At 35.5% G+C, this 6,979-nt stretch carries 8 protein-coding genes; 4 read left to right on the forward strand and 4 right to left on the reverse strand.

Going from position 1 to position 6,979, the window contains the following annotated elements; genetic code table 11:
- Window positions 1-77: 77 nt before the first annotated feature.
- Entirely contained in the window at window positions 78-290 is a 213-nt protein-coding gene (locus tag AC4AGG_RS14695; RefSeq protein WP_489772769.1) for a hypothetical protein, read from the reverse strand.
- 179 nt (window positions 291-469) lie between these two features.
- Between AC4AGG_RS14695 and AC4AGG_RS14700 the strand changes: the two genes are divergently transcribed.
- From AC4AGG_RS14700 to AC4AGG_RS14715, 4 genes are all read left to right on the forward strand, one after another.
- A complete protein-coding gene (locus AC4AGG_RS14700; RefSeq protein WP_489772770.1) occupies window positions 470-1,243 on the forward strand; it encodes a dioxygenase family protein in 774 nt (257 codons plus the stop codon).
- A gap of 54 nt (window positions 1,244-1,297) precedes the next feature.
- Window positions 1,298-1,945 carry a pirin family protein gene (locus tag AC4AGG_RS14705; RefSeq protein ID WP_489772771.1) on the forward strand — a complete coding sequence of 216 codons (648 nt, stop codon included), beginning with the start codon at window positions 1,298-1,300 and terminating at the stop codon, window positions 1,943-1,945.
- A gap of 65 nt (window positions 1,946-2,010) precedes the next feature.
- Complete coding sequence (locus tag AC4AGG_RS14710) at window positions 2,011-2,274, forward strand: T9SS type A sorting domain-containing protein (protein WP_489772772.1); 264 nt, start codon at window positions 2,011-2,013, stop codon at window positions 2,272-2,274.
- A 69-nt stretch (window positions 2,275-2,343) separates the two neighbouring features.
- Window positions 2,344-2,841: a hypothetical protein gene (locus AC4AGG_RS14715; RefSeq protein ID WP_489772773.1), complete on the forward strand. Its 498-nt coding sequence runs from the start codon at window positions 2,344-2,346 to the stop codon at window positions 2,839-2,841.
- Here AC4AGG_RS14715 and AC4AGG_RS14720 read toward each other — a convergent pair.
- The 3 genes from AC4AGG_RS14720 to AC4AGG_RS14730 form a co-directional block, all read right to left on the reverse strand.
- Window positions 2,838-3,476, reverse strand: a complete 639-nt coding sequence (locus tag AC4AGG_RS14720) for a DUF4919 domain-containing protein (protein WP_489772774.1) — start codon at window positions 3,474-3,476, stop codon at window positions 2,838-2,840. The genes AC4AGG_RS14715 and AC4AGG_RS14720 overlap by 4 nt on opposite strands.
- Window positions 3,477-3,568: 92 nt before the next feature.
- Window positions 3,569-5,710, reverse strand: coding sequence for a S9 family peptidase (locus AC4AGG_RS14725; protein WP_489772775.1), 2,142 nt, complete (start codon window positions 5,708-5,710; stop codon window positions 3,569-3,571).
- Between the two features lie 707 nt (window positions 5,711-6,417).
- A partial coding sequence (locus AC4AGG_RS14730) for a phage tail-like protein (RefSeq protein ID WP_489772776.1) occupies window positions 6,418-6,979 on the reverse strand: 562 nt, incomplete at its 5' end.

The raw sequence follows: 6,979 nt of genomic DNA on the forward strand, positions 1-6,979 counted from the left end.
TGCCTAATTCAACAATTTTATATAGGAGAAAAAAGGGATTTCAATTTTGAAATCTCTTTTTTTGTCTCCTCAGTCAACTAAAAAGTTCGGTGATAATCCACCCCTACCAAATCACTATAGTTAGATCTTAATAATTTGTCATAATATATTTGTTTGTCATTCTGAGCACAGACTGAAGGTCTGCGAACGAAGTTCTGAAGTGGAGTTGAAGAATCTATATAGATGATTCCTTCGTCAGCATGACATTTTAAATAGATTTGACTATAGTAGAAACAGGTATTAGCTAACATTTATAAAGAAAAAAGGCTAAAACTTGAAGTTACCCGACACATTTTTGTCCTTTACCTCAATTTTTTTTGAGCCGGTTTTTTTTTGTTCACCTTTGATTCAACAAAATGAAAGAATTAAAAACAATTCTACATTAAAACTATCTATCAAACGAGTTTTTAACCCTTTAAACTGAAAAATTATGAAGCCTATCAACAGAAAAGACTTTTTAAAAAGTTTAGGATTAGCTGGAGTAACCATCGCCGCAGCGCCTGTGTTTGCTCATTGTAGAAATGACGATGATGCGACTTCATCATCTGGAAGCAGCTCTTCCGGAACCTCAGGATCAAGTGGATCTTCTGGGTCAACAGGTTCAACTGGATGCTCTGTAACCAACTCCGAAACAGAAGGACCCTTTCCAACAAAAACACCTTCTGGATTGGTAAGAACCAACATCGTTGGTGACAGAAGCGGAGTTGCCTTAACCATTAGTATCACGATTCAGAACATCAATAATAGTTGTGCAGCTCTGGAAGGAGCTTTAGTCGACATTTGGCATTGTGACAAAGACGGATATTATTCGCAATACGGTGGAACTTCTATGCAAAGTGTGGATTACACCAGTAACAATTTCCTAAGAGGAAGACAAGTGACCAATGCTAATGGTTTGGTTACTTTCACTTCCATATTTCCAGGATGGTATCAAAGCCGAGCAACTCACATCCATGTCCATATCTACAAAGCAGATGGAACATCGTTGTTGGTGACTCAGATTGCCTTCCCAGAAGGAAGCAGCAGTGCGGTTGTTGCTGTTAATGCAGCTACTTCTTATGGTTACACCAAAGGAATGTCTGGTTACACTTACAATGCAAGTGATAATGTCTTCAGTGATGGCACTTCTAACGAAATGAGTAGCATCACAGGAAGTGTAAGTGCAGGTTATGCGTTAACACACACGATTAAAGTATCTGCATAACACCAAGAATTTTAAACATATTTCATTAATTAAGAGTCCAAAAAGAGTAAAGAGATGTTAGTACAAACTCCTTCAAAGATTTATAAGTCCGACTTTAGAACTTGGTCAGGAAACGAAGAATATGCAACAGCATATCTAATGAAGAATGAAGAAAAAAGTGGAGTTCTGCAAAGTGTTTGCGAAGTTATTTGCGAACCAGAAGCCGAATTTCGAATGAACTTTGATGGCAAAAAAACACTAATTCTCTTTCCTCTCTATGGTGAAGTGATTGTTAATGATTATTACGAATCAATTTCAGCAGGCGAAACGCTGACGATTAATGCCAAAAAAGGAGACTTGCTGATTATTAAGAATCTTCTTAATACAGACCAAGCGGATTTCTTAATTTTCGAATTCAATTTCTGTGAACTGTCACAGAAGTTTAGCAAAAATACTTTAGACTTTAGCAACCGAAATAATATGTTGCCGATTTCCAAAAGTGTAGAGATCCCAAATTTTGTAGGAATATTCGACCTAAGGTCAGAAGGTTTTTATCAACTAAAGAAATCTGAAAAATCAGTTTTTGCGTTGGTGATCCAAGGAGCATTCGAGTTTCAAAATAGATTATTGGAAACGAGAGATGGGCTACTTCTTTGGGGAATCGAAGAGTTAGAATTCGAAGCATTGAGTGAGAATGCATTGGTCCTTTTCATGGAAGTCTAATGAGTAATGTCAGAAGGAAATATTGTAGAAAGAGCATCATTAACTAAGAAATATAAGTTTTACAAGTGCAACCAACTTACCCTAATCCGTTCCGTCAAGAAACCTCATTTCCTATAAATCTAAGCGAATCTTCGATAGTTTCTATAGAATTATACGACTTAATCGGCAAAATGGTAGCCTCAATAATCGAAAGAAAAAAAATGAATACTGGACAACATAACATCAAAGTATCCAGAAATCAACTAAAATCAGGGTGGTATATGGCAAAAATATCCGTGGAAAACACCAAAGGAAAATTTGTCGAGACCCTAAAGATAATGGTGAAATAGTATTTCACTCATCATTCGTGTTTGCGGGGTAGTTGATAAGACTACCCTGTTTTTATTAAACTTGAAATTATGAAAAAGATAAGATTTGCATTCCGTATTGTTATCGACCAAAATTCTGAAATGGTTTGGGATCGATATGTTTTTGAAGATACTTATTTTGAATACAAAATTCAGCATCAGGTTTTTGACGACAAAGAAAATTCGGTGAAGAATTATTGGGAGCTTTTACAAAAAAATCCCAATGCAGAACGCATTCCATTTTTACTTAGCGCTGCTACCAATAATTATGTAGCGCAATTAGGCGGAATCATCAGGAGCTTACCCGATGTATTAGGAACCACTTTTTTCGAATTCGAAAACTACAAACTGGATTTGGTAAGTTCTAATCTTGAAGACCCTTCCAAACACAAAATTGGTTTGACTTTTTTCTCCAAAAAACTCCTATTGTTAGACATTATTGATAACAAATACTTATTAAGCAAAGACATCGAAAAAGAAAATGCTTGGGAAACCTACATGTTTGGCTTTCATCCGCAGGTTTCGATCGCATGGATGGAAAAAATTTAATGCATATTCTTATCGTAAATCACCAAAAAAGAAACTTTCTTTTTGCCTTTTTTCCAATGGTCGTAGATACCGTTCTTGTCATGTTTGGTAGTTCTGCGGTATTCGTATAAGTTAACTTTAAGAAAACCACCAATAACATATTCATCAGCAACAGACATTACGGTGTAAGTCCAATGATTTTCATCACCTGTCTTGTTGTCTAATATTGCCTTCATCAAAGTATGAAATTGCTTTCCCCTTAACGAAACCAAATTCATCCCTTGTTCTTTCGTTTTACCATAACAAATTAACATCAGCCCTAATACCTCAAGATTGACAGGATTATGATTAAGTACCTTTTCGCCCAACGGAATTGCATCTTGATATTTTCCTTCTCTCATTTTTTCATAAAAATTACCTGAGGCTTCTATAATTTCATCAGACTGCTTCTTTGCAGCAAATTGTCCGTAATAAAGATGTTTTGCTTCTATACTATCAAGCGTGGAAGGCAAATGACCAAACTTATAAACCAGCCTTTCGTAGAAATAATTAGAAGTTGAATCCTTCACTTTTGATTGGATTTCCTCGAAATTAATATCCTGACCAAAGCCGAGTGCTCCAAAGAATACAAAACATAAAATAATAATTCGATTCATCGCCTATTTTTATTTAAATGTACACTATTTTTGAAAAACAAAAAACTCCGAAACGAGTCCGGAGTTCATATAATATCTTTGAAATATTTCTTTTACTTTTTCAAATATTCATTAAAGTAATCGGTTACCTTTTGCATCAGATGTACTCGGTCCTTGCCTCTTACATTGTGCTCATGACCAGGATAGACAAAATAATCCATTTGTACTCCATTGTCGACCGCAGACTTCAAAAACTTTATCGAATGTTGCCAAACAACAACATCATCTTGCGCTCCATGAATCATTAGTAAATGTCCTTTCAAATTCTGAACTTTATCCAACAAATTTGCTTTTGCATAACCGTCAGGATTTTCTTGAGGTGTATCCATATATCGCTCGGTGTACATAATTTCATACATATTCCAATCGATAACTGGTCCTCCCGCAACTCCAACCTTAAAGACATCTGGATGCTTCAACATAAAACTCGTTGTCATAAATCCACCAAAACTCCAACCATGGATACCCATTCTGGTGCTATCAATAAAAGGAAGTGACTTGAGATACTCCACGCCTTTCATTTGATCCTTCATTTCGGTTTCGCCAAGATGTCTATAGACTGCTTGTTCAAAATCCAAACCTCTGTTAGAAGACCCTCTTCCATCCATCGTATAGACAAAATAGCCATTTTGAGCCATATATTCGTACCATAAATTTCCTGAAGCAGGAAAAGAATTAGTCACCAACTGAACGTGCGGACCATTATATAAATACACAATTACAGGATATTTTCTATTTGGATTAAAATGAGTTGGATAAATTAACTTTCCATAAAGCGGAGTCCCGTCATCAGCCTTTAGATTAACATCCTTCACTTCTGGACGGTCATAATTTTTCAACGGATTCTCGGCGGAAAGAATATTTTCAGCTTTAAGATTTTGGGTATTAATCAAGTTAACTTTCCTTGGTGTATTGGCATTGCTGTAGCTGTCATACAACCAATTTCCATCTTTACTAAGAATTCCAAAATGGACTCCTGCATCGCTATCCAATCTTTCGACACGATAATTATTCCAATTAACTTTATACAAATGCCTTTCCTTTGGAGATTCTTTAGTAGAGGTAAAATAAATATCCTTTTTCTTCTCATTGAAGCCTAAAATCTCATTCACCAACCAATCTCCTTTGGTAAGTTGTGCAACAAGTCCCTTTTCCAAATTATAGTGATAAAGGTGATTGTAACTACTTCTCTGACTTTGCCAAATAAAATCTGTCGTTGAATTCGGAAAAAACACCGCTGAATTTTGAGGCTCAACATATTTATCGTTTTGCTCTTCAAACAATGTTTTAATGAAGCTTCCGCTTGCTGCATCATATTGATTGAATTTCAAATGATTCTGTCCGCGATTCAATACTCCCACAAAAATATATTTAGAATCAGGACTCCAAGTAACCGCAGTTAAATACTGCTCTGGATCACCTTCAATATTGAGAAATTGCGTCGTTTTGTTTTTAAAATCATAAACACCCAATTTCACCTCATGAGATTTTCCTCCAGCCATTGGATATTTAATATTATGATTTTGAGCTGGAGTCACGCTCCAATCGACAACAGGATAATCCTTGACCATTGACTGATCCATTCGATAAAAAGCCAATTTATCATGATTAGGAGCAGGAAACAATCCTCCAGAAATCCCAAACTCACTTCTATGAACAGTCTGTCCATTCACAACACCTTCATTCTGGTCATTGGTAATTGCTACTTCTTCCCCGTTCTTGAAATAGTAAATGTTGTTTTTCTTGGTATAAACAAAAGACTCTTTATCATTCAAAAAAGTAACATTTTCAGCATCATCATTCAGTTTAGAAAAGCTCTTTACCGTCCAATCATTTCCATTTTTCTTCAACCAAAAATACTCCGAACCCTTAGTGAAATATCCCTTATCCGACCCAGTAAAAGTAACAGCAGGCATGGACTTCAATTGATCTTGTGTTGAACGACTCTTGTTCAGTTGATTCAAAGAAACAAGAGTATCTGCTTTACCACTTTTGATATTAGTAATGAGATAGGCGTTTTTGACCGCTTGAACATAACTTTTACCATCATCGGTCCACGAAAACTGCGAAACATTCTTGATAGCAAGATTACTACGCAATCCGTTGACAGCCTCCGCCATCGTGAATTTTTGTTGTTGACCAAATGAAAACTGCGCGATGCAGAGCAATGCAATTGAATAGGATATTAATTTCATTTCATTTAAAATATGACTCCCAAAAATAATAAATTCCTACTACATTTCTGTTCCAAGAGAAATTAAAACAAGAAAAATCTATATCAGTGAACATACTTTATTGCAATCAGAAAGATCGCCAAAAAAAGAATTTCTAGAATGTCCCCCTTTACAAAAATAACTCAATCACCACTTACAGTCTAGATGGCGGAATGTTCCCTTGGTAATTTTTTATTCTTCCTCATAACTGAATTCTTCATATTATTCTAATAATATTGATAGGTCGTATTCCTTCAACAAACAATATTTAATTTATTTTTTCGCAGACTCGTAGCACTTGTCATCAAACAATTTGCCGATGACATTTCAACATATCCCATTTTACTGAGACTCTATTTTATTTGTACAACTTGTAAGTTATACAGTTTTGGTTTCATTAAAGTTAATTGTTAATCCTGAAAATCAGTGTATTTCCCACAATTTTTCTTCATGCTTCTTCAGCAATAGAAATATTATCTGTACTTTTGTCAAAAATATAAGCGAATTCATGTTTTTATCAAACTGAATTAAACTAGTAATTTTACAATAAAAAAATCCGGACGTTAATCCGGACTCACACAGATGACACCATTAAAATAAAATGAAAGTCTATTATAATAATAGACTCAAATCGTCTACTCTTTTTTAATCTAATGGTTATCTAAATTTCACCTAGAAATTTTTTAGATTTAAGGTTTCCAAAAGCTCCATTTGGTTCCGTTGAAAACTGCAAGGCGTTTTGCCCCTGATTTATTTACATAAACCATCATACCAGGACTTGGACTTGGTATTAAGTTAACATCCTCAACGATGGGTAAAACCATTGCTTTGGTGGCACTCTCTAATACCAAGACTCCATCTGCACTCGCAGTCGCTGAGCCTATGATTGCTTTAGAATCTACCTCTCTGGTTGAAAACAAATTTTGGAATGTTAGTTCAGTAGAAACTGTTCCATCTTGTCCACTTAAGTCTGTCCAACCTGCACTCCCTGATGTCGTGTTCTCATTGTAATACTTTACTCGAGCCTTTAATGGATCCGTGGAATCCAAGATAATTGTTCCAGGAGTAGGTGAACTTGGTAACTCCGTTACATAAGGCAAAATGATTCCTTTGTTCTTGTTCATAGGAAAGTCCAGTAATACAGAAGCAGTACTAAGGTTTCGTTCTTCGTCGCTACCTTTCTTTGCGCCGATAACAACCTGAGCAGAAGCTAAGCCACAGATTGTGGCTAAGCTTAAGGTTAAAATATTT

The organism is Chryseobacterium sp. CG10_8, from assembly GCF_058117085.1.